The 21,342-nt window shown below is 68.3% G+C and carries 19 protein-coding genes, 1 tRNA gene and 1 other RNA gene; 6 read left to right on the top strand and 15 right to left on the bottom strand.

Annotation, left to right across the window (positions count from 1 at the left end; translation table 11 throughout):
- Positions 1-74: 74 nt before the first annotated feature.
- The 5 genes from LTA6_RS11380 to ffs all read right to left on the bottom strand — a co-directional run bounded on the left by LTA6_RS11380 (position 75) and on the right by ffs (position 4,812).
- Positions 75-1,298, bottom strand: a complete 1,224-nt coding sequence (locus LTA6_RS11380; protein WP_341973852.1) for an acetate kinase — start codon at positions 1,296-1,298, stop codon at positions 75-77.
- A complete protein-coding gene (pta, locus tag LTA6_RS11375) occupies positions 1,295-3,415 on the bottom strand; it encodes a phosphate acetyltransferase (protein WP_341973851.1) in 2,121 nt (706 codons plus the stop codon). Before pta ends, LTA6_RS11380 begins: the two co-directional genes overlap by 4 nt.
- Before the next feature lie 9 nt (positions 3,416-3,424).
- On the bottom strand, positions 3,425-4,081 hold the full coding sequence (locus LTA6_RS11370; RefSeq protein WP_341973850.1) for a hypothetical protein: 657 nt from the start codon (positions 4,079-4,081) through the stop codon (positions 3,425-3,427).
- Positions 4,078-4,674: a rhomboid family intramembrane serine protease gene (locus LTA6_RS11365; RefSeq protein WP_341973849.1), complete on the bottom strand. Its 597-nt coding sequence runs from the start codon at positions 4,672-4,674 to the stop codon at positions 4,078-4,080. The genes LTA6_RS11370 and LTA6_RS11365 overlap by 4 nt, the downstream gene beginning before the upstream one ends.
- Before the next feature lie 41 nt (positions 4,675-4,715).
- Positions 4,716-4,812, bottom strand: an RNA gene (gene ffs / locus LTA6_RS11360) — signal recognition particle sRNA small type.
- 113 nt (positions 4,813-4,925) lie between these two features.
- Here ffs and LTA6_RS11355 point away from each other — a divergent pair.
- Genes LTA6_RS11355 through LTA6_RS11345 form a run of 3 tightly spaced genes read left to right on the top strand, consistent with a single transcriptional unit; the run spans position 4,926 to position 9,353 of the window.
- Positions 4,926-5,915, top strand: coding sequence for a MoxR family ATPase (locus tag LTA6_RS11355; protein ID WP_341973848.1), 990 nt, complete (start codon positions 4,926-4,928; stop codon positions 5,913-5,915).
- A gap of 11 nt (positions 5,916-5,926) precedes the next feature.
- Positions 5,927-7,117: a DUF58 domain-containing protein gene (locus LTA6_RS11350; protein ID WP_341973847.1), complete on the top strand. Its 1,191-nt coding sequence runs from the start codon at positions 5,927-5,929 to the stop codon at positions 7,115-7,117.
- Positions 7,104-9,353, top strand: a complete 2,250-nt coding sequence (locus LTA6_RS11345; RefSeq protein WP_341973846.1) for a DUF3488 and transglutaminase-like domain-containing protein — start codon at positions 7,104-7,106, stop codon at positions 9,351-9,353. The genes LTA6_RS11350 and LTA6_RS11345 overlap by 14 nt, the downstream gene beginning before the upstream one ends.
- A gap of 3 nt (positions 9,354-9,356) precedes the next feature.
- Here LTA6_RS11345 and LTA6_RS11340 read toward each other — a convergent pair whose 3' ends face one another.
- Both LTA6_RS11340 and LTA6_RS11335 read right to left on the bottom strand, forming a co-directional pair.
- Complete coding sequence (locus LTA6_RS11340; RefSeq protein ID WP_341973845.1) at positions 9,357-10,250, bottom strand: rhodanese-related sulfurtransferase; 894 nt, start codon at positions 10,248-10,250, stop codon at positions 9,357-9,359.
- Positions 10,251-10,259: 9 nt separating this feature from the next.
- The gene (locus LTA6_RS11335) at positions 10,260-10,988 is read right to left on the bottom strand and encodes a DeoR/GlpR family DNA-binding transcription regulator (protein ID WP_341973844.1); all 729 of its coding nucleotides are present in this window, start codon (positions 10,986-10,988) and stop codon (positions 10,260-10,262) included.
- Between the two features lie 56 nt (positions 10,989-11,044).
- Here LTA6_RS11335 and LTA6_RS11330 point away from each other — a divergent pair, with 56 nt between their 5' ends.
- From LTA6_RS11330 to LTA6_RS11320, 3 genes are all read left to right on the top strand, one after another.
- Entirely contained in the window at positions 11,045-11,401 is a 357-nt protein-coding gene (locus LTA6_RS11330) for a DUF4406 domain-containing protein (protein WP_407357864.1), read from the top strand.
- 51 nt (positions 11,402-11,452) lie between these two features.
- A tRNA-Ser gene (locus LTA6_RS11325) sits at positions 11,453-11,540 on the top strand.
- Between the two features lie 72 nt (positions 11,541-11,612).
- Positions 11,613-12,086, top strand: a complete 474-nt coding sequence (locus LTA6_RS11320; RefSeq protein ID WP_407357863.1) for a DUF1772 domain-containing protein — start codon at positions 11,613-11,615, stop codon at positions 12,084-12,086.
- Between the two features lie 14 nt (positions 12,087-12,100).
- On the opposite strand, the gene LTA6_RS11315 is transcribed toward LTA6_RS11320, so the two are convergent.
- The 8 genes from LTA6_RS11315 to LTA6_RS11280 all read right to left on the bottom strand — a co-directional run bounded on the left by LTA6_RS11315 (position 12,101) and on the right by LTA6_RS11280 (position 21,132).
- Positions 12,101-12,703 carry a GNAT family N-acetyltransferase gene (locus tag LTA6_RS11315; RefSeq protein ID WP_407357862.1) on the bottom strand — a complete coding sequence of 201 codons (603 nt, stop codon included), beginning with the start codon at positions 12,701-12,703 and terminating at the stop codon, positions 12,101-12,103.
- A gap of 9 nt (positions 12,704-12,712) precedes the next feature.
- A complete protein-coding gene (locus LTA6_RS11310; RefSeq protein WP_341973840.1) occupies positions 12,713-13,360 on the bottom strand; it encodes a phosphatase PAP2 family protein in 648 nt (215 codons plus the stop codon).
- 31 nt (positions 13,361-13,391) lie between these two features.
- Complete coding sequence (locus LTA6_RS11305; protein ID WP_407357861.1) at positions 13,392-14,744, bottom strand: multidrug effflux MFS transporter; 1,353 nt, start codon at positions 14,742-14,744, stop codon at positions 13,392-13,394.
- Positions 14,745-14,932: 188 nt separating this feature from the next.
- Positions 14,933-16,087, bottom strand: coding sequence for a cystathionine gamma-synthase (locus tag LTA6_RS11300; protein WP_341973839.1), 1,155 nt, complete (start codon positions 16,085-16,087; stop codon positions 14,933-14,935).
- 66 nt (positions 16,088-16,153) lie between these two features.
- Positions 16,154-17,530, bottom strand: a complete 1,377-nt coding sequence (locus LTA6_RS11295; protein ID WP_407357860.1) for a cystathionine beta-synthase — start codon at positions 17,528-17,530, stop codon at positions 16,154-16,156.
- A gap of 83 nt (positions 17,531-17,613) precedes the next feature.
- Complete coding sequence (locus LTA6_RS11290) at positions 17,614-18,576, bottom strand: carbohydrate ABC transporter permease (RefSeq protein WP_341973837.1); 963 nt, start codon at positions 18,574-18,576, stop codon at positions 17,614-17,616.
- Positions 18,573-19,706 (bottom strand): sugar ABC transporter permease, encoded by a 1,134-nt coding sequence (locus LTA6_RS11285; RefSeq protein WP_363548411.1) that lies wholly within the window; start codon positions 19,704-19,706, stop codon positions 18,573-18,575. The genes LTA6_RS11290 and LTA6_RS11285 overlap by 4 nt, the downstream gene beginning before the upstream one ends.
- 112 nt (positions 19,707-19,818) lie before the next feature.
- Positions 19,819-21,132 carry an extracellular solute-binding protein gene (locus LTA6_RS11280; protein WP_341973835.1) on the bottom strand — a complete coding sequence of 438 codons (1,314 nt, stop codon included), beginning with the start codon at positions 21,130-21,132 and terminating at the stop codon, positions 19,819-19,821.
- Between the last annotated feature and the right edge of the window lie 210 nt (positions 21,133-21,342).

Raw genomic sequence — 21,342 nt, 5'->3', positions numbered from 1 at the left:
GGGTACGGCACCTCGGCGTGCCTCCGTGCCAGCGTAGTGCGGGCTCGGCATCCAGGTAACCCCCGCGCCGGGGCTCAGAGCAGTTCAGCGGTCTGGCGGGCGATCTGCAGCTCTTCGTTCGTCGGCACGACGAGGACGACGACGGAGGAGGCGTCGGTGGAGATGCGCCGGATGCCCCGCTCGCGGGCCTCGTTCCGGGCGGCATCGATCTCGATACCAGCGAAGCCCAGCGTCGACATCGATTCCGCGCGCACACGCGCGGCGTTCTCCCCGACCCCTGCCGTGAACGAGATGACATCCACGCCGCCGAGTTGCGCGATGTACGCCCCGGCGTAGGCGCGCAGTCGGTGGATGTAGACATCGAACGCGAGTGTCGATGCCGCCTCACCCGCGTCCACCCCGGCGAGGATGTCACGCATGTCGCTGTGTCCGGCGAGCCCCAGCAGACCGCTGTGCTTGTTGAGCAGGGTGTCGAGATCGTCGATCGTGTAACCGGCGGTCCTGGCGATGTGCATCAGTGCGGCCGCATCGATATCGCCGGAGCGAGTGCCCATGACCAGACCCTCCAGCGGCGTCAGCCCCATCGATGTCTCCACCGACCGCCCGCCATCGACGGCCGTGACCGAGGCGCCGTTGCCGAGGTGGAACACGATCTGCTTCAACGATCCGAGATCGCGGCCGAGGAACGCCGCGGCCGCCTCGCTCACGTACTGATGGCTCGTGCCGTGGAAGCCGTAGCGGCGCACCTGATGGTCTGCGGCGAGCGCGGCATCGATCGCGTAGGTGTAGGCCGCCGGCGCCAGCGTCTGATGGAACGCGGTGTCGAACACGGCCACGTGCGGCACGGTGTCGAACACGGCGCGCGCGGCGACGATCCCGGCGAGGTTGGCCGGGTTGTGCAGCGGTGCGAGGACCGACAGCTCCTCGATCTCGTTCTCGACGTCCTGCGTGATCAGTGTCGGCGCGACGAAGCGCGATCCTCCGTGCACGACGCGGTGGCCGACGGCGACGGGCGGATGCTCGACGAGCGACGGCCCGTGTGCGGCGAACTGCTCCAGCATCACCGCGAACGCGCGATCGTGGTCGGCGATCGGCAGCTCGCTCTTGTACGTGGCGTCGAGCATCGTGGGAGCGGGCTCGCCGGGTGCTGCGAACTGCCGCACCGTGTGCATCACCGCGCTGATGTCCTGGCCGATCCGCTCGATGAGACCGCCGGCCAGTTCACGCTCGCGCGCGACGTCGATGAGACTGTATTTCAGCGACGAGGACCCGCTGTTGATGACGAGGATCGCACTCATGCGCCGGCATCCACTCCCTGAGCCTGGATCGCAGTGATCGCGACCGTGTTCACGATGTCGTCGACCAAGGCACCGCGTGAGAGGTCGTTGATCGGCTTGTTCAGCCCCTGCAGGACCGGACCGATCGCCACCGCGCCGGCGGAGCGCTGCACCGCCTTGTAGGTGTTGTTGCCGGTGTTGAGATCGGGGAACACGAACACGGTCGCTCGCCCGGCCACGGCCGACCCCGGCAGCTTGGCCGCGGCCACCGCCGCATCCGCCGCCGCGTCGTACTGGATCGGCCCTTCGACTGGGAGCTCCGGATCCCGCTCCCGCACCAGGGCCGTCGCTTCGCGAACCTTGTCGACGTCCGCGCCGGAGCCCGACTCCCCCGTCGAGTAGGACAGCATGGCGACGCGCGGCTCGATGCCGAACTGGCGGGCGGTCGCCGCCGAGGAGATCGCGATGTCCGCGAGTTGCGCGCTGGTCGGGTCCGGGATCACGGCGCAGTCGCCGTAGACGAGCACCCGGTCGGCGAGCGCCATCAGGAACACGCTGGAGACGACGTTCACCCCCGGCTTCGTCTTGATGATCTCGAACGACGGGCGGATCGTGTGGGCCGTGGTGTGCGCGGCTCCGGAGACCATGCCGTCGGCGAGGCCGAGATGCACCATCATCGTTCCGAAGTACGAGACGTCGGTGACCGTGTCCGCCGCCTGCGCGAGCGTGATGCCCTTGTGGGCCCGCAGCCGCGCATACTCCGTGGCGAAGCGCTCGACGAGTTCGGCGTCGAACGGGCTGAGGATCTGGGCGGCGGTGAGGTCGAGACCCAGCGCGGTGGCGCGTGCGCGGATCTCGGACTCGTCGCCCAGGATCGTGAGATCGGCGACCTCCCTGGCCAGCAGGGTGGCTGCCGCCTTGAGGATGCGATCGTCGTCGCCCTCGGGCAGGACGATGCGCTTGCGCTCTGCGCGGGCGCGCTCGATGAGGCCGTACTCGAACATCAGCGGAGTGACGACGCGGGATTCCGCGAGGCCGAGCTGGGTGGTGAGCTCGGTGATGTCGACGTGCGTCTGGAAGAGCCCCAGCGCTGTGTCGTAGCGGCGGCGGGAGTCGACGCTGACGCGCCCTCTCGTGCCCATGACCCGCAGGGTCGTCTCGTACGTGCCGAGATCGGTCGCGATGATCGCGACCGCGGAGGCGAAGCCGTCGATGAGCCGATCAATGGGCTCCGGCAGCGGGAACGGCCCGTTCAGGATGATTCCGGACACGCGCGGGAAGGTGCCGGATGCGTGCGCCAGCAGCGTCGCGAGGAGCACCTCGGTGCGGTCGGCCGGGATCACCACGACGGCATCCTCGGTGAGACGAGGGAGCACGTTGACCATCGACATCCCGGCGACGACGACACTGAGCACCTCGCGACCGAGCAGTTCGGGGTCGCCCTTGAGGAGCCGGCCGCCGACGGCCGTGAGGATGCCGCTCATCGACGGAGCGATGAGGCTGCGATCCTCCGGGATCGCCCAGACGGGAGTCGCTGCGGTCGATGCGGATCGCAGGGTCTCGATCGTCCGGTCCATCGCGTCGGGGTCGGCGCGGTTGACGACGAGTGCGAACAGTTCCGCACGCTCCTCGCCGAGTTCGGCGATCGCGAGCCCCGCGATCTGACCGATCGCCTCCGGGGTGCGCGCGGTGGTGGTGCCGAGCTGTTCTCCCTGGCGCTGCTGATCGCGACCGCTGAGCACGAGCAGTACCGGGGCACCGAGGTTCGCAGCGATCCTGGCGTTGTATCCGAGCTCCGCGGGACTGGCGACATCGGTGTAATCGCTGCCGACGATGACGACGGCGTCGCACTGCGCCTCGACCGCCTTGAACCGCGACACGATCGTGGACAGGGCGCGATCCGGGTCCTCGCGCACATCGTCGTAGGTGACGCCGACGCATTCGTCGTAGTCGAGCTGCACGCCGTCGTGTGCGAGCAGGAGCTCCAGCACATAGTCGCGTTCCTCGGCGGACCGGGCGATCGGGCGGAACACCCCCACTCTGGGGGTCACGCGCATCACCGCGTCGAGCACGCCGAGCGCGACGGTCGACTTGCCGCTGTGTCCTTCGGCCGAGGTGATGTAGATGCTCCGAGCCACGACTTCAGCTTATGCCGCGCACGGGCCGGACAACGCGACGACGACGGCCGTCGCATCCGCCGCGTACTGGGCGTAGTAGTCGGGGTCGGTGTTGATCTGCACACGGTGGATCGCGTGCGACGGCGCCATCTGCTGCCACCCTTCCAACCCGCCGAGGCGCGTGTAGAAGAGGGTGGCGGATGCGGCCGGGTCCATCCGGGTCTCGACGCTGCCCCACCAGTCCTGCTGCTGGAAGAGCCCGATGCTCGAGGTTCGCGTTCCGTCCGGGTTGCGGAAGCCGATGGTCTCCCAGTCGCCGTAGTCGATGTTGCGCAGACCGCTCTCACCCATGGCGGTCATCACCCCGATGATCTGCCCGTCGCGGCCGAATCCGAGACCCGATGCCGTCTGCATGATCGTGGCGGCGTTCTCGAGCTGCTCCCCCCGCCATCCCTCGATGCCGACTTCCGGGAACGTCCCCGAGTCCGCCGCGCAGACGGGTGCCGGATCCCGCGCGAGGCCGAACGGCACGAGCACCGCGAACCCGACGACCGCCACGACGATCGCCGCGGAGATGAGGATGCGCCGCAGCATCCGCCGTCGCCGGATCCGAAGAGCGGCCCGCCGCCGGGCGCCGGGCTTGCGCGTGCGCGCGCTGCTGCGCGATCTCGGACGCCGTGTGCTCATCCGGATCGGTCTCCGCGTCTGCGAGCGAGCGCAGCCAGCCCGCCACCGATTGCCCCGAACAGGTGCGCCTGCCAGGAGACGCCATCGCGCACGCCGACGACGCCGGCCAGCATCGAACCGCCGTAGAGCGCGATCACGATCAACGCGATCACGGCGTACAGCAACCGGTGCGGAATGCGACCGGGAGCGAACACCCTCATCACGACATAGCCGAAGTAGCCGAAGACGAGTCCGGACGCACCGACCGTCAGCGCGCCGGGCGCGTTGAGCAGCCAGGTGCCGATACCGCCGACGATCGCTACGGTCGCGGTCACCGCCCAGAAGCGTCCAGCGCCGTCCACCGCGACCAGACAGCCGAGCACGAGCAGCGGCACGGAGTTGGCGATCAGGTGCGCCCAATCGACGTGGAGCAGCGGACCCAGCGCGATACCGGCGAGACCGGAGACATCCCATGAGCGCACGCCGAACCCGGTGAACGAACCGGGCAGCACGGCATCAGCGAACTGGATGAGCCACATGGCGGCGAGGAGCACGACCGGCGATGCGAACCGACCGATCGGGTTCGAGCGCGGGGAGACGGCGGGGCTGGTCACGTCACGATCCTGGCAGTGCCGCCCCGGAGGACGCTGAAAAAGAAAGTGACCCTCCGCGCACCCAGCAGAGCCCGGTTACCCTTGCTGCGTTTCCGCCCTGGGGGAATTGGCCTGGATGCCGCCACGCGGAGAGCCGTCAACCATCTTACCGGAACCTCTGCGCTGCGAGCGCCCAGGAGACCGGACGACGACCGCTCGCGCGGGTTACGATCGATTCACGCGCATCGCAGCGCTCACGCGAGAGGGAACGCATGCCAGACACCGCCCCCCAGATCCCGGCTGAAATCAGCGCCGAGCAGTTCGCCGCGCAGACCTCCGCGATCCTCGGCTCCGTCGGAGCGGTGATCGATGGAAAACCGGATGCCGTGCGCAGCGCCCTCATCTGCCTGCTGGCCGAGGGGCACCTCCTCATCGAGGACGTCCCGGGGGTCGGCAAGACCATGCTCGCGCGGGCGCTGGCCGCCAGCGTGGATGCGACGGTGCGCCGCATCCAGTTCACCCCCGACCTGCTCCCCGGCGATGTCACCGGTGTCTCCGTCTACAACCCGGTCGACCGCGAGTTCGAGTTCAAGCGCGGTGCGATCTTCGCGCACATCGTCATCGCCGACGAGATCAACCGTTCCTCCCCCAAGACTCAGTCGGCCCTGCTCGAGGCGATGGAGGAGGGACAGGTCACCGTCGATGGGGATACGCATCCGCTGCCGCGGCCGTTCCTCGTCGTCGCCACGCAGAACCCGCTCGAGATGGAGGGAACGTACGCCCTGCCGGAAGCGCAGCGGGACCGCTTCATGATGCGGATCTCGATGGGGTATCCGGATGCCGCTGCCGAGGCGCTGATGCTGCGCCAGCGCGACGTCGTGAACCCGCTCGCCGCCGTGACCCCGGTGGCGGATGCGGCATCCATCAGCCTGCTCGTCGCGTGGGCACGGTCCGTGCACATCGCCCCGGCGCTCGAGGAGTACGCGGTCGCTCTCGCCCAGGCCACCAGGGTCGACCCGAGCCTGCATCTGGGGGCGAGCCCGCGTGCGACGCTGCAGCTCGTGCGGGCTGCCAAGGTCTGGGCTGCTCTGGACGGACGCGAATACGTGATCCCCGACGACCTCACCGCACTCCTCGTCCCGGTGTTCGCGCACCGCCTGCTGCCGGCCCGCGGCGCGCACCGCGCCGGCGCCCAGCCGGTCGAGGCGGCGCTCGCGCAGATCGTCGATCGGGTGCGAGTCCCGATCGCGGCCCGCTCCTGAGGAACGGAGAGATGCGACGACGGCGAACTCTCACCGGGCGAGGAGCGGGAGCTCTCCTCGCCGGCGTCGCCTGCGTGGTCCTCGCGAACGCCGTCGCGGCTCCGATCCTCCTCTACGTCGGGCTCCTGCTCTTCCTGCTCCCCGCACTCTCTTTCCTCGTGGTGCGGATTCCCCGGCGTACCGGCACCGTGGCACGGCAGATCTCCACCGACCTGATCACCGTCTCCGAGCTTTCCCGGGTGACCGTGCGTTTCAACCTGCGCGCCATCCGCATTCCGCACGGCCTCTGGCGTGACGTGCTGCCGGATGCCGTCGCCGGTGAGTCCGGCGGCGAGTACCCGCCGCGCAGCGGCCAGCTGAGCTACGTCATCACCGGAGTGCGGCGCGGTATCTGGCAGATCGGGCCCCTCATGCTGCGCACCGTCGATCCCTTCGGCCTCGCTCAGCGGGAGCAGGAGTTCGGCGAGACCCGGACGGTCACCGTGGTGCCGGAGGTCTTCACATTGGCACCGCTCACAGTCCGCGTCGGCGCCGCCGGCGGCACTGCGCACACCTCGTCGAGCAGGCTCGGACAGGGCAGCGACAATCTCTCGCCGCGCCATTACATCTCCGGCGACTCGATGCGCCGCATCCACTGGCGTGCCACCGCGCACCGAGGCCAGTTGATGGTGCGTCAGGAAGAGGAGGAGTCCAGTCCGGACGCGCTCGTCGTGCTCGATCGCAGCGCCGCCCGCTGGGATCGGCCAGGACACAGCGCCGACGCCCGATTCGAGACCGCGGTCTCGCTCTGCGCCTCCGCGGCGATCCACCTGGTTCAGGAGGGCTACAGCGTCGACGTGATCGACAGCGCGGGGAACGTGCTGGGCGAGCTGCGCGGGCACGAGGACGATCGCGACGGGCTCCTCGTGGCGCTCGCGATGGTCACGCCGCGCGGGGATTCCCGCGACCTCCCGACGCTCATCGGCGGCACCCCTCCCGGCCCGCTCGTGTACATCACCGGGCGGATCGATGAAGAGGACGCCGCGCTGCTGCGGCCCTCAGGGGCGGCGGCGGCCATGCTGTTCGCCACGGAAGCCCAGCCCGGTGCGATGGCGGCCGCCACCGCACACGGCTGGTCGACGGCAGAACTCGGCGAGGACATCGCCGACGCCTGGGAGGACGCACTGCCCCAGCGACCCGGAGTCGGCGATGCGCCGGTCTGAGCGGGTGGACCCGGCCGTCGGCGCGGCGACGTGGCGTCGGGACGAGGAGACCCCGCCCCGGCGACTGGCGCCCGGTGCACTCGCCGCTGCGGCCGGATTCGTCGCGCTGTGGCCGTTCACCTCGGTGATCGAACCGGGCGCGTGGTCTTTCGCCGTCACAGCGGTGATCTTCGTGACGGCGCTCACCGGAATCGGCATGCGGACACTGCTGCAGCGCCGACCCGAATGGGTGCGGGAGCTCGTGCCGCTCTTCGCCCAGATCGTCGCCGCGATCGGCACCGTCACTCTGCTGGTCGCCGGGGACACCGCAGTCTTCGGCGTCGTTCCGACCCCGAGCACCTGGTCGGTGTTCGGCTCACTCGCGGCCGGCGCGTGGGAGGAGATCGCCTACGGATCGGCGCCGCTGAACGCCACGCCGGGGTTGCAGCTGGTGCTGGCCGGCGGCTTCGCGGTGCTCGCGATCCTGCTCGACCAGCTCGTCGCGCATCGGAACGCCCTGCTCGCCGGCCTCCTCGCGGCCGTCGTCGGCGCGCTGCCGATGATCGTCACCGTCAGCGGCGCCAACGTCGTCTGGTTCGTGATGCTCGGCGTGCTGATGCTCGTCCTTTTCGGCTACACCGCGCGGCAGGATCCGGACGCGCCCGCCCGGTCCGCACCCGCGATCACCGCCGGGATCGGCGTCATCGCGTTGACCGCTACCATCATGATCGCGCCGGGGCTGCCCGTATCGGCGAGCTGGGCCGGCTCGGGCGTCGGCATCACCGTCAACGCATCATTGAATCTCGGCGACGATCTGCGCCGTCCGACGCCGGTCGAGGTGCTGACGGTCGCAGCCGAAGGCGAGGTCGCCCCCTACCTGCGACTCGCCACCCTCTCGCAATTCGACGGCCGCGTCTGGAACCCTGATGAATCCGAGCTGCAGGAGCAGTCGGACGGCTTCGGGGACCCCGACTGGACCGAGGAGATCGAGAGCGAGAGCCGGCGCACGTCGATCCGGATTCTGCGGATGTCGAGTGCGTGGCTTCCGGTTCCGTACGCCGCGACCAGAATCCAGGGCGCGCCCTCATCGTGGATGGTGATGCCCGGGAATCGCACCGTCGTCTCCGATCGAGGCGACGCCGTCGGCAACGACTACACCGTGACCTCGGTTTCCGTCACCCCGACCCTCGAGCAGATCCAGGCGGCATCAGCGGCACCGCCTCTTGAGACGGACGAGACGCCGGTGGAGCTGCCCGCGGCGATCGGCGACCTGGCGGCAGAGGTGACGGCCGGCGCCGGCTCCGACTACGACCGACTCATCGCCCTGCAGACGTGGTTCCGCAGCACCTTCAGCTACTCCCTGGAGACGCCCGTCGAGGAGGAGTTCGACGGAACCGGCGCTGACGCCGTCGCGCGGTTCCTGGAGGTGCGTTCCGGGTACTGCATCCACTTCGCGGGCGCCTTCGCCCTGATGGCTGAAGAGCTGGGGATGCAGGTGCGCATCGTCGTCGGCTACCTTCCCGGTCTGCTCACGGATCAGGAGCGCGGCGAGGAGTCGGTGTTCTCCGTGACGAGCGACCAGCTGCACTCCTGGCCGGAGGTGTATTTCGAGGGCATCGGCTGGGTGCCGTTCGAGCCGACCGCATCCCTGGGCGTGCCGACCCGGTTCGAGCCGGCGACCACCACGGGACCGGGGGCAGGAGGACCTGCCTCGCCGGCGCCGACGACGTCGCCGGGCGCGACGGCGACGAACGGCCCGGACCTCGAGCGCAACGATGCCGGCGACAGCGCGGGGACGACCGGGCCTCTGCGACAGCTCGACCCGACGCCGATCATGCTCGGCATCGTCACGATCGTGCTGATCCTGCTGCTCCCGGCGCTGATCCGGCGCACACGTCGCGCCATCCGCCGACGGCGCGCGCGCGACGGCGACGCGATGGCGGCTTGGTCCGAACTGCGAGACACCTTGCTGGACCTGCGGGTCGCGGTGTCGGATGCCGACACTCCACGGGTGCGCGGAGCGGCCCTCGTGCGCGAGCGAGGCGCGGACCCCGACGCCGTGAAGCGGCTCACGGATGCCGTCGAGCAGACGAGCTATGCCCGCGGCGGAGCGGAGGTCGGTGACCTCTCGGTGCCGCTCACCACGATCCTCGGCGACCTGCAGCGGAGCGTGGATCATCGAACCCGGCTGACCGCCGTGATGATCCCGCGGTCATTGTTCGCGGGGCGCAGTGCGGATGCTCCCCTGCTCGCGTAGCCCTCACGCCGCGGCGTGCTCCTGGCAGGGCACCGCTGCGCACGTCTCGCACACGACGAACTGCACGCGGCACGAGAGGTCAGGGCAGTTCGCCGTGCGTTTGGTGGGCGTCGAGCAGCCGACGCACTCTCCGATGACCGCGGCGTGGTCCGAGAAATCGACCGAACCGCGCTTGTCGAACACGTAGAGCGAGCCCTCCCACAGTCCGTCGTCTCCGAATCGCTCCCCGTAGCGGACGATGCCGCCCTCCAGCTGGTAGATCTCGCCGAAGCCGCGGGACGCCATCAAGCTGGACAGCACCTCGCAGCGGATGCCGCCGGTGCAGTACGTGACGACCGGCTTGCCCTTGAGATCGTCGTACGCCCCGGAATCGAGCAGGCTGACGAAGTCGCGGGTCGTGTCGGTGTCCGGGACGATCGCGTTCTTGAAGCGCCCGATCTGCGCCTCGAGCGCGTTGCGGCCGTCGAAGAACACGACGTCGTCGCCGCGCTCCGCCACGAGGTCGTGGAGTGCGTCGGGGGTCAGCCGCGTTCCGCCGCCGACGACGCCGTGTGCGTCCACCCGCAGCTCACCGGGCGCCCCGAAGGAGACGATCTCGTCGCGGACCTTCACGCTGAGCTTCGGGAAGTCGAGGCTGAGACCGGCCGCGTCGAGTCCCGTGCCCTCGCTCCATTTGATGTCGGCGTCCTTGAACGGCGCGTAGGCGCGGAACGACCGCACCCACTTCTTCAGCGCGAGCAGGTCACCGCCGAGGGTGCCGTTGACGCCGTCCTTCGAGATGATGAGGCGACCGCGCAGCCCGAGCGCCTCGCCGAGATCGCGCTGCCAGAGACGGATCGCCTCGGGGTCGGTGAGCGGCGTGAAGGCATAGAAAAGCACGATCTTCGGGGTGGCCACCCTGAGATTTTACGCGGGGATCAGCTGCGCGATGAGCGGATCGTCATCCTCCGGGTCGACGATGATCCCGGCGATCTCGCCGAAACCGAGAACCGGGAACCGCGATGCCGCACCGATCTTCTCCTCGCTGGCCAGGACGAGCACCTCTGTGCTCCGTGCGGCGAGAGCTCGCTTCGTCGCGGCATCGTCGATGCTGCCGGTCGTCAATCCGTGGAGGGGGTCGATCCCGGACACCCCCATGAAGAAGATGTCGGCGCCGAGATGCGCGATCGCCTCGAGCGCAAGGGCTCCGCCCGACGCCATCGAGTGCCGGGTGAGCTCCCCACCGACCAGGATGATCCTGGCGTCCGAATGCTCCGCCACCGCGAGTGCCACGGCGGGACTCGGCGTGATCACCGTCAGCGCCGCGTCGTTCGGGAGCATCCGCGCCATGGCGAGGGTCGTCGTGCCGGCGTCGAGGATGATCGTGGAAGCGGGGCGGATATGAGCGACCGCTGCCCTCGCCACCCGCTCCTTGCTCTCCGTCGCGATGTCCTGGCGCTGCGCCACCGGGCGCTCCGCAATCGGGACGGCACCGCCGTAGACGCGGACGCACGCCCCGATCGCCGCGAGTTCGCGAAGGTCGCGACGGATGGAGTCTTCCGAGACGCCGAGCTCAGTCGCCGCATCCTTCGCGACGACCCGACCGTCGCGAGCGAGCAGCCCGAGCAGATGTTCCTTGCGCTGCACACTCAGCATTCCGACTCCTTCACGTTTATTTACGTTTCTGCACGGTTAACGTTACAGTCTTCGGTATGACGAAACCACTCCTCATTCTCATCGCCGGACCCTACCGCTCCGGCACCGACGGCGATCCCGAAGCGATCGCACGCAACCTCGAGCGCCTCGAGGCCGCCGCAGCCCCCCTCCACCGGCTGGGACATGTCCCGATGATCGGCGAATGGGTCGCCCTCCCAGTGCTCCGCGGGCTGGACTCCGCCGAAGCCGCGAACAGCGATGTCATGTACGACGTGGCTGCGCGCCTGCTGCAGCACTGCGACGCGGTGCTGCGCCTCCCCGGCGATTCGACGGGTGCCGACAATGACGTCGCCATCGCCCGCGAGCGCGGCCTGCCCGTCTATTTCTCGATCGCCGAGGTTCCGGCCGGATAGCACCTGTCACGCGGCACCCGGCCGATCGGATAGGATGGACAGGTTGTTCCTGGTGACGTGTCCGAGCGGCCGAAGGAGCACGCTTGGAAAGCGTGTGTTGTGCAAGCAACCGCGGGTTCGAATCCCGCCGTCACCGCCAATGACTGAACCCCCGGTAAGCGAGAGCTTCCGGGGGTTTTCTCATGCATGGCCGCATCCCGATGCTCGCCCTATGCTGATTCCCGTGATCAGCATCGCCCTCGTCCTGACGTTCGTCTCGCTCGCGCTCGCCGCATCGCTCGCCGGCCTCTTCTTCGCGTTCTCCATGTCGGTGATCGGCGGCTTGAACGAGCTGGGGGCGGATGCCGCATCCGCCGCGATGCGCAGCATCAACCGCCGCATCCTGAACCCCTGGCTGTTCCTGGCGTTTCTCGGCACTCCTCTGAGCGCACTTGCGGCCGGGATCATGACGACCATCGCGGGCCGGGACGGCTTCTGGCTCTATCTCGCTGCCGGTGTCAGCTTCGTCGGCTCGTTCCTCGTCACCGCGGCGGTCAACGTCCCCATGAACAACGCGCTCGAGGCGGGCACGCTCTCGTGGGGCGACTACGCGCCGCGCTGGACAGCGTGGAACACGTTCCGGACCCTGACGTCGCTGGCAGTGGTCGCTCTCCTGGGAGTGGCGCTGTTCCTCTGGCGGGGCTGAGCCCTCCGGATGACTCAGCCGACGAAACGCACGCCGTAACTCTGCGCGCCCGGCCCTTCGGGCAGACGCTCCATCCCGAGGCGCTCGTAGAACGCGGCTGCGCCGGTGTTGTTCGGATCCATGCCCAGGTGCAGGCCCGTCACTCCCCGACGTCGCAGCTCGGCGAAGAGTGTTTCGACGAGCACGCGCCCCAGTCCCTGACCCTGGGTCTCGGGGAGCAGGTCGATATGCAGATGCGCCGGGTAGTCCACGGCATGCACGTCGTCGCCCGGAGCACGACTGTAGGCGGACTCGACCATCCGGTCCTCGCGGGTGATGACCTCCCCGGGCCGCGGATACCGCTGCGCCCGCTGCGGCCACCACTCATCGCGGAACCATTGCGAGAAGGCATCCGTGTCGTCCGTCGCGACGATGTAACCGATCGCGCGTCCGTCTTCGGCCTCGACGACCCAGGCGAGATCAGGGTGACGCTCGACGTAGGGAACAGCGTAGACGTCGCCCCACAGCTCATCGTTCGAGAGGATGCCCGTCGCATCCGCGCCGGCGTCCGCCGTCCGCACGCAGATGTCGTACATCGCGGCGCGATCTGCGGGTCGATACGGACGGATGCGAGACAAGAGGACTCCTCAGGAAGAGCGGGCGGCCTTCCAGCCTATCGGCGGATCGGACTGCGGCCTCCGGCCCTGCACCCAGTCGCCGAGCAGGGCGGCCAGCATCAGCACGACCCCGGCCCCGGCCAGCGCCCCGCCGAGCGTGTCCGTCGCCCAGTGCACGGAGAGCAGGGTGCGCGAGTACGCCATCCCGAGGACCCAGAGTGCGCCGAGGACGATCGTCCAGACCCGAGGGAAGATCACGCAGATCACGACAGCGATGGTCGCCGCGTTCGCGACGTGCCCCGAAGGGAATGAACCGTAATCGGAGGCCACGAGCATGTCATCGGGTCGGGCCCGCCCGAACAACTGCTTGAGCCCCTGCACCGCCCCGGCACTGAGCAGGAAGGCGAGAGCCGCGAAAACCGCCGATCGCCAGCGACGCGTCAGCAGCAGCACCGCGATCACCAGCAGCGGCACCAGCAGGATCGCGATCCAACCGCCGCCGATCCGGTTCGTCAGGTGGGCGAAACCCAGCAGCCAGGGCACTCTCTGATCGGCGACCACCGAGTTCCACCAGCGATCGATCGCCGGAGTATCCGCGAATCCCAGTACGACGATCGCCCCCAGCACCGTCGCCGCTACGAGACAACCGACCCCCCACCACAGCATTCGCCTGTTCATCGTCCCATTCTGGCCGACGTCACCTGGAAGGTCAGGGCGTGAGCATCCCCACCGTGCGCGGACGCACGATCAGCCACAGCGCGAGGATCGCGATCACTGCGCACCCGACCATCACCGAGGCCATGGTGGTCGCGGTGATGCCGGCATCGTGCGAGATCCAGCCGACGACCGGTGAGATGAGTCCGGCGACGCCGAAGTTCGCCGCGCCCAGGATCGAGGCAGCCGTGCCTGCCGCCTTGCCGTGTCGATCCAGCGCCAGCACCTGCACGTTCGGGAACGTGAAACCGCATGCCGTCATGAACACGAACAGCGGCACGACCGTGCCCCAGAGCCCCAGGCCGATCTGATCGGTCACGATGATCGCGGATCCGGCGAGGAGAAGCACGACGGTGGACACCGCCAGCACCCACTGCGGTCCGAAGCGGGTCGCAAGCCGGGAGGCGATCTGAACGCCGATGACCAGGCCGAGCGAATTCGCGGCGAACAGGAGCCCGTACTGCTGCGGATCGAGCTGGTGCGTCTGCTGGAAGAGGAAGGGGGATGCCGAAAGGTAGGAGAACAGACCCGAGAACGTCATCCCGCCGATGATCAGCACGCCGATGAAGACCCGGTCGGACAGCACCGAACGGTAACGCTGCAGCACCGTCGCGCCGCCACGCTCCTGCCGGCGCGCTGCCGGGAGGGTCTCTGGGATGAAGATGATCGCGGAGAGCAGCATCACGATGCCGTAGACGGCGAGCACGACGAAGATCCCGCGCCACGGCATCAGCGTGAGCAGCCACGATCCGATCAGCGGAGCGACCACGGGGGCGACCCCCGAGACGAGCGCGAGCCGCGAGAGCATCACGACGAGCCGGCGTCCGCCGAACAGGTCTCGCACGATGGCCATCGCCACCACACCACCCGCCGCGGCTCCGATGCCCATCAGTACGCGCGTCGCGCTCAGCAGGCCGAGATCCGGGGCGAACGCCGCCGCGAGGCTGGCGAGCACGTGCAGCGCCGTGACCGCGATCAACGGGACACGGCGACCGACCTTGTCGCTGAGCGGGCCGACGACGAGCTGACCGATCGCGAAACCGATCATCGTGCCGGTGAGGGTCAGTTGGATCGCACCTGCCGTGGTGTTGAAGTCCTCTTCCAGCACCGGGAACGCGGGCAGATACAGGTCGATCGTGAAAGGGCCGAGCGCGGTGAGGGCGCCGAGCAGGATGATGTAGAGGACCCGGCGCGCCGTCGGGATCGAATCCCCGGGGTGCAGCATGACCGGCGCCGTGGCCGGGTTCGACCCGAGGGTGCGGATCGCGCCGGTCGGCGTCGAGGTGCGGATGCTGCCGGTCGCGGTGCGTTCGGTCGGCGTGGGATCAGTGTGCGGAGCGTCGGGCACGACGGTCCTTCCGGAGTTCAGGTGGCGGGATATCGTTCGAATCGATTCGATTGGCGAAGCATCCATGCTACCGCCCGCGACCACCGGGCGATGCCCGCCGGGGCGCCCTCCGGAATGGTTTCAGACGGTTCCCGGGCTGCGGGAGCGTCCCAAAGCATCCCCCGACGGCGAAGGGCCGGGCGTACCGGTCAGCGGGAGAGTCGAGCAAGCCCCTGCTCGAGGTCGGCGATGAGGTCCCCGACGTCTTCGATTCCGACGGACAGCCGCACGACGTTCTCCGGAACGGCGAGCGGGGTGCCGCGGACCGAGGCGTGCGTCATCTCCGACGGGTAGCCGATCAGCGACTCCACACCACCGAGCGATTCCGCGAGTTGGAACAGCTCGGTCGACTCCGCGAACGCGCGCGCCGCGGCGGACCCGCCGGCGAGGCCGAGCGACAGCATCCCCCCGAAGCCGCTCATCTGGCGGGCTGCGATGTCGTGGCCGGGGTGCGATGCGAGCCCGGGGAAGAATACGGTCTCGAACTCCGGACGCGATTGCGCCCACTCGGCGATGGCTTGCGCGTTCTCCGAGTGCTGCCGCATCCGCAGGGCGAGCGTCTTGATGCCGCGCGTCGTCAGCCAGGCGTCGAGCGGAGCAGAGACGGCGCCGACGGCGAACTGCTGGAACTTCACCTGCTCGAAGAAGCGGTCATCACCGAAGACGACGGCGCCGCCGAGTACGTCGGAGTGCCCTCCGAGGTACTTCGTGGTCGAGTGCACGACGAGGTCGGCGCCGAGCGCGAGGGGCTGCTGCAACGCCGGCGAGGCGAAGGTGTTGTCGACCACGACGATCGCTCCCGCGGCGTGCGCGATCTCGGCGATCCGACCGATGTCGATGATCTTGAGAAGCGGATTGCTCGGCGTCTCCAGCCAGACGATCTTCGTCTCCGGCCGGATCGCCGCACGAATGACGTCGACGTCGGAGAGCTCGACCGTCGTCGTCTCGATCCCCCAGGGCGCGAGCACCTTCGTGAGCAGGCGGTAGGTGCCGCCGTAGGCGTCGTTGCCGAGCAGCACGTGGTCGCCGGGCTTCAACACACCGCGCAACAGGGCGTCCTCGGCGGCGAGGCCCGAGGCGAACGAAAGCGCCGCGGAGCCGCCCTCGAGCGCGGCGAGCTGCGTCTCGAGCGATGAGCGCGTGGGGTTCGCGGCTCTGTTGTATTCGTATCCGCCGCGGAGGCCGCCGATGCCGTCCTGCACGAAAGTGGAGGTCTGATAGATCGGGGGGATGATCGCACCCGTGGTCGGGTCGAACTCCTGCCCTGCGTGGATGGCTCGGGTGGCGAAAGCGTGGTCGGACATGCCTATCAGCCTACGTCCGGCCCCGCCCCGTGGGCCGATCCTGTTACGGCCGGGGACGGCGCGCGATCAGCGGGAGAGATACGCGAGGAGGTCCTGCCTGGTGAGGACGGTGTGCGGCTTGCCGTCTTCGGTCACCAGCAGCGCGTCGACATCGGCGAGTGCGGTCCGCGCCTGGGCGACGGGAGCATGGATGCCGATCAGCGGCAACCGCTCCCCCACATGCTCGCCCACCGCGTCGGCTGGCGAAGCCTCGCCGCGGAAGAGCAGGTCCAGCAGCCCTTTCTCGTCGACGGTGCCGACGACCTCGCCCATCATCACCGGCGGCTCGGCGCTGAGGACGACGAGCTGAGACACATCGAACTCGGTCATCATGCCGATCGCCTCCAGCACAGTGTCGCTCGGGTGCGCGTGGACCAGATCGGGGATGCCGTGCCCCTTCCGCGAGGGGCGCTCGGCGAGCACATGAGCGACCGTCTCGCCCTCCTCGACCTCGCTGAAACCGTACGAGCGCATCCAGCCGTCGTTGAAGATCTTGCCGAGATAGCCGCGTCCGCCGTCCGGCAGGAGCACCACGACGACGGCATCGGCCGGCAACTCCCGGGCCACGCGCAGGGCGCCGATCACGGCCATCCCGCTGGAGCCGCCGACGAGGATGCCCTCTTCCCGCGCCAGCCTGCGGGTCATCGCGAAAGCCTCGGCATCGCCCACCGCGACGATCTCGTGCGGCACGCTCGGATCGTAGGCGCCCGGCCAGATGTCCTCACCGACACCCTCGACGAGATACGGGCGGCCGGTGCCACCGCTGTAGACGCTGCCCTCCGGGTCGACGCCGACGATGCGCACGCGCTCATCGGAGACCTCGCGCAGGTACCGACCGGTGCCGGTGATCGTGCCGCCGGTCCCGACGCCCGCGACGAAATGCGTGACCTCGCCGTCGGTGTCGCGCCAGATCTCGGGGCCCGTGGTCTCGTAATGGCTGCGCGGCCCGTTCGGGTTCTCGTACTGGTTCGGCTTGAACGCCCCGGGGATCTCTCGGGCGAGGCGATCGCTCACGCTGTAGTACGACTCCGGGCTGTCCGCGGGGACCGATGTGGGGGTCACCACGACCTCGGCGCCGTACGCCCGCAGCACATCGATCTTGTCCTCGCCGACCTTGTCCGGCAGGACGAAGACGCATTTGTACCCGCGCTGCTGCGCGACCAATGCCAGCCCGACGCCGGTGTTGCCGCTGGTGGGTTCGACGATGGTTCCGCCCGGCTTCAATTCGCCGGATGCCTCTGCCGCGTCGATGATCCGGGTCGCGATCCGATCTTTCGCGGAGCCGCCGGGATTGAGGTACTCGAGCTTGACGAGCACCGTGCACGCGAGCCCGTCAGTGACGTGCTGCAGCTTCACGAGGGGCGTGTCGCCGACCAGGTCGACGATGGACTCGGCGTACTTCATGATTTCAGCGTACGGGGGTGGATGCCGCGGCAGCAGGTATGTTTCGCCGCGGCATCCGCCCGTTCCACCGATTCAGGAATCGGTCAGCCCTTGGTCGACCCTGCCAGGAGTCCGCGCACGAAGTACCGCTGCAGCGAGAAGAACACGATCAGCGGAACGATGATCGACACGAAGGCGCCGGCCGTGAGCAGGAACCAGTCGTTGCCGCGCGTTCCGACCATCTCCGCCAGGAGTTTCGTGATCGGTGCGGCCGCGCCGTCCGCGAACACGAGGGCGACCAGCAGGTCGTTCCACACCCAGAGGAACTGGAAGATCGCGACCGACGCGATGGCCGGCATCGTCAGCGGCAGCACGATGCGGAAGAAGATCTGCCCACGTGATGCGCCGTCGACGCGCGCGGCCTCGATGATCTCACCGGGGATCTCGGACATGAAGTTGTGCAGCAGGTAGATCGCCAGCGGCAGGGCGAACATCGAGTGCGCGAACCAGACCTGCGCGAACCCTCCGGATGCACCGAGGGGCTGCGTGACCTGGAGGCCGAACAGGTTGATCCCTCGCGAGAACGAACTCAGCAGCGGCACCAGGGCCATCTGGATCGGCACGATCTGCAGCGCGAACACGAAGATGAACAGCGCGTTGCGGCCCTTGAAGTCGATCCACGCGAACGCGTACGCGGCCATCGCGGCGACCATCAACGGCACCACGGTCGCCGGGATTGTGATCGCGATCGAGTTGATGAACGACTCCACCATCGTGAGCTGCGTCGTACCCGACTGCAGCACCTCGGCATAGTTCTCGAAAGTGACCTGGGGGTTCGCGAAGAACTCCCACCAACCGCTGCTGCGGATCTGATCCCGCGGGCGGAACGACGAGATGAACAGGCCGAGCGTCGGGATCGTCCACAGCACGGCGATCACGATCGAGCCGACCGACGCCCAGGGTCGAGAGAGCACCTTGCGGGCACGGCCAGCCGAGGCATCCAGCCGTCCGCCGGTGGTGATGGCGCGGGTAGTGGACGCTTCTTGGGTCTTCACGGTGTCGGTCATCGGATCTCCCGCTGCTTCTGAATCTGGCGCGCGTTGTAGATGACGATCGGCAGCACCAGGATGAACAGGATCACCGCGAGCGCGGCGCTGCGTCCTCCCTCGAACTTCGTGAACTGCGTGTACATCTCGTTGGCGAGCACCGACGTGTCGTAGTTTCCGCCGGTCATCGTGCGCACGATGTCGAAGACCTTCAGCGAGGCGATCGAGATCGTCGTCAAGACGACGATCAGCGCGGGGCGGATCGCCGGAATCGTGACCGATTTGAACCGCTGCCAGGCGTTCGCGCCATCGAGTTCAGCCGCTTCCAGCAGCTCGGCCGGCACTCCCTTGATCGATGCGGACAGCACGACCATCGCGAAGCCGGTCTGCACCCAGATCAGCACGACGATCAGGAACAGCGTGTTCAGCGGCGGGTTCAGCAGCCACTGCTGCGGCTCTCCCCCGAACCAGACGACGAGCTGATTCAGCAGGCCGATCTGGTCGAACTCCTTGCCGCGGTACTCGTACATGAAGCGCCAGATGATGCCGGCACCGACGAACGAGATCGCCATCGGCATGAACACCAGCACCTTGTAGATCTTCTCGCCGCGGGTCTTGTCGATGAAGACGGCGTAGGCGAGGCCGACGATCGTGGAGACGGTCGGTGTGAGCAGCACCCAGACGACGGTGTTGAGCACCACGCGGATGCCGTCGGGCTGTGTGAAGATCCACGCGTAGTTGGCGAGGCCGACGAAGTCCTTGCCTGAGGAGTTCATGAACGAGGTGACCATCGTCTGCAGCGAAGGCAGGATCAGTCCGACGAGCAGCAGCAGCATCGCCGGGGCCATGAACGCCACGAGCTGGATGAGATACCCGGTGCCCTCGCGGGAGCGGAAGTCCAACAGGAAGAAGAGCGCCCCGACGGCGACGGCGACTCCCATCGCCCAGTACCACGCGTTGAACGTCACCATCACGGCCAGCGGGATGAGCAGGCACATCGCCAGGCGGATGCCGGTGTAGAGCGCGCCCTTGCGAGGCGCGATGTCGACGAGAAGCAGGATGACGGCCACCACCACCGCGAATGCGATGACGACGATCACAGCCTGCAGGATCGGATGCATCGTGCCGATCCACTGGAAGAACGCGGTCACGTCGGTCCTTTCACCTTGTGCAGAGCGAAGCCGCCCCGAGCCTCAGCGCTCGGGCCAGCTGTTCGGATTCGAGAGAGCGGGCCGCCCGGATGGACGGCCCGCTCCGTTCCGATCAGCTCGCCGGCCAGCCGGACTCGATCTGCGTGAGAACCTCATCGGTCGGAGTTCCGTTGACCCAGGCGACCATGCCCTTCCAGAACGTGCCGGTGCCGACAGCACCGGGCATCAGGTCGGAGGCATCGAAGCGGAACGTCGTCTCCGGGTCCTGCAGGATCTTGATGGTCTCCTGGAGGATGGGGTCCTTCGCGTTCTCCGGGTCGAGCCCGTTGTTCGCGGAGGTGACGCCGCCGAGGCTCACGCGGCTGTTCGCCCACTCGGGGCTCGACAGGTATGCGAGCACCTTCTGCGTCGCCTCGCTGTCGCTGAACGCGCCGACGATCTCGCCGGCACCGGTCACCGCGTTCTCGCCAGCCTTCTCGCCCGGAAGCATGAAGGCCCAGACATCGCCGTCCTCGGCGATGTTGGTGCCTTCCGGGTAGAAGCCGGAGAGGAACGACGCCTGGTGGGTGAGCGCGCAGGTTCCTGCAGCGAGCGCGGGAGCCACGTCGCCGAAGGCCGTCGAGTTGATCGACCGGACGTCACCGAAGCCGGCGTTGACGTTCGCCGGGTTCAGCAGCACCTCGCCGACGGAGTCGAACGCCTGCTTGATCTGCGGGTCGCTGAACGGGACCTCGCCGGTGACCCACTCGTCATACACCTCGGGACCGGCCTGACGCAGCACGTAGTCCTCGACCCAGTCGGTGCCGGGCCAGCCCGTCGCCGTTCCGGATTCGAAGCCGGCGCACCAGGCGGGAGTTCCCGACGCTGCCTGGATCGCGGTGGTCAGCGCCCCCAGCTCATCGAGGGTCTTGGGGACTTCGACGCCCCATTCGGCGAACTTCGTCGGCGAGTACCAGATCCAGCCCTTGACGTTGGCCATCAGCGGCGCGCCGTAGAACGTGTCGTCGACCGTGCCGTAGTTCACCCAGTCCTCGGTCCAGTACTCGTTCGCGTTCTTCTTGACCTCTTCCGGCGCGGGCTTCAAGAAGTCGCGCTCGGCGAAGTCGGCGAACAGGCCGGGCTGCGGGAAGATCGCGATGTCCGGCGGGTTGCCACCCTGCGCGCGCGTGCCGAGCTGGGTCTCGAAGTCCTGGCTGCCCTCGTACTTGATCACGATGTCGTTCTCCTTGGCCCAATCGGCCCAGGACTCCTGCAGCAGTTCCGCCTCGGCATCGACGATCGTGCCGTAGATGGTGACCGTGTTGCCGCCACCGCCCTCGCCACCACCGTCTGGGGCACCGGGCGCTCCACATCCGGCGAGCGCGATGCCCGTGGCACCGAGCAGGGCGAGCGGCGCGAGTCGCCGGTGACGCTGTGACAGACCCATGTGAATTCTCCTCTTCGAGTACCCGGCCCCTCGCGGATGGCGATGCTGTGTGTCTCGCCGATAGGGAACCGATTCCAGGCCAACCTACTTCCCCGCGAGGACGCCGCACAATAGGCAACGATCACAAGCGCACAACCATTCGACGTATTCAGGGACGACTGGCCGCCGGTCATTGTGGAACCGGTTCCTCTCCGCGTACCCTGAGGAACC

Origin of the sequence: Microbacterium sp. LTA6, from assembly GCF_045690355.1 — a bacterium.
Taxonomy (GTDB): Bacteria; Actinomycetota; Actinomycetes; order Actinomycetales; family Microbacteriaceae; genus Microbacterium.
This window is presented reverse-complemented; position numbering and strand designations above follow the sequence as displayed.